General features: G+C 67.5%; 2 protein-coding genes. Both read right to left on the bottom strand.

Features of this window, described 5'->3' with window-relative positions; genetic code table 11:
• Positions 1-78 precede the first annotated feature (78 nt).
• The gene (locus tag ACWFR1_RS40305) at positions 79-708 is read right to left on the bottom strand and encodes a Fic family protein (RefSeq protein WP_453561083.1); all 630 of its coding nucleotides are present in this window, start codon (positions 706-708) and stop codon (positions 79-81) included.
• Entirely contained in the window at positions 698-1294 is a 597-nt protein-coding gene (locus tag ACWFR1_RS40300) for a hypothetical protein (protein WP_453561080.1), read from the bottom strand. Before ACWFR1_RS40300 ends, ACWFR1_RS40305 begins: the two co-directional genes overlap by 11 nt.
• Between the last annotated feature and the right edge of the window lie 256 nt (positions 1295-1550).

Raw genomic sequence — 1550 nt, 5'->3', positions numbered from 1 at the left:
GGTGTCGGCGTACTCATAAGAGTGCTCAGTAAGGTACGAATGAACGTGCTCACCTCCCGCTTCGGCGGGAGCCTTCACTCACCGTGCGGTTGCCCGACGGTGAGTGGCCCGGATCAGCACGGTGACCAGATCCGCCAAGTCGAGAGCGCCGTCAGGGTCGTTCGCGTAGCGGGTGGTTTGCAGCGGCCCCACTTCGTCCAGGCGTACTTCTTCCCTCTCCAGGACGTGGGCGAGGACCAACAGTGCCAGGCGGGCGTTGCCGTCCGGGTAGGGGTGGAAGAAGGCGATATCGAGGTATGCCCTGGCCGCGCGGGCTGTCAGGGGAACCGACGGGTCGGCGCTCTGGTGCAGGCAGGCGGCGAAGTCCTGCCATGTGTGGGGCGTGAGGCCGTACCGTTCCCGGCCGCCCTTGGCGAAGGCGTCGCTCTGACGCAGACCCACCTCCTTCACACCGAGGACCAGCTTCTGCCAGCCGTTGAGAAGGGTCGGGGTGAGCGGCTCTCCCCGTGAGGCTGCGACGCGGGACAGGGTCATCGCGGCTAGCAGTCGCCCGGCGCGGTCCGGGTCGCGAAGGCGGACCGGACCGTCGAACCAGGCGGCGAGTCCGTCGACGGCCGGGCGCACCGGTGCCGGGCCTACGCTCGCGGCCGAGGACCAGTCGACCTGCTCCCTGACCTTGCACCACGCGGCCAGCGCGTCATCGCTCACGATAGAATCCGCGGCCGGTCAGGCGAATTGCCAGATCCTCTCCAACCGTGTCGACCAGGGTCGGGGCGGGTGCAACGTGGCTCTTGAACCGGCCGCCGATAGCGGCTTCCACCGCTTTCTGAGCCTCTTCCAGGCCCAGGCCGGTGGAGGTGAGGAACCAGGTCAGCGTCGTCTTGCAGAGCCCGTACCAGCACGACTCGGCGTGGGTGCTGTTGACGACCGCGGTGACCAGGCGGGTCACCGCGCGTTCCAGATGCCAGCTTCGGTCCTCGGCGTCCGCGTCGGGATGCGGTGCAAGCTGCTCGAACCGCTCGGCCATGTCCTCCAGCCAGTCACGCCACTCCAGCAGGCAGGTCACGACGCGTTCGGCGGTCACCTCCGCCTCTCCGACCGAGTCCGAAACGCAGCACCATGTTTCGACGGGACCTCCGTGGTGGGTCGAATGATCCCAGCCGCAGGCCCACCGGCCGTAACGGGACACCAGGAGCACGGTGACCTGGTCGGTGAATCGCCAGCCCGCCATCCGGTCGGGATCAGCCGCCCGGTCGGCCTCGGAGGGCACCATCGGGACGATCAGGGCCGTCAACCGTGCTGCCTCATCGTCGTCCCAGTCGAAAGGGTTCCGGTTGGGGTCAGCGGCGGACCACGGCAAGTCTCGGGCTTGTTCGCGGTGGATGGACGTGGCGTACCCCCGAAGTCAGACATGACGGAACAACTGACCGATCATGCCCACCAGGTCGAGACCTGTCACCCCAATTTGTTGACCCCGCCGCCCGGCTGACTTCACCCACCCGGGCACGTTCACGTGTACCCGCCTGAGCACTCACCCATGTACGCCGACA

Source organism: Streptomyces sp. NPDC055103 (assembly GCF_053607625.1).
Note: the sequence above shows the minus strand (reverse complement) of the source record. Positions and strands in the feature narration are given on the sequence as shown.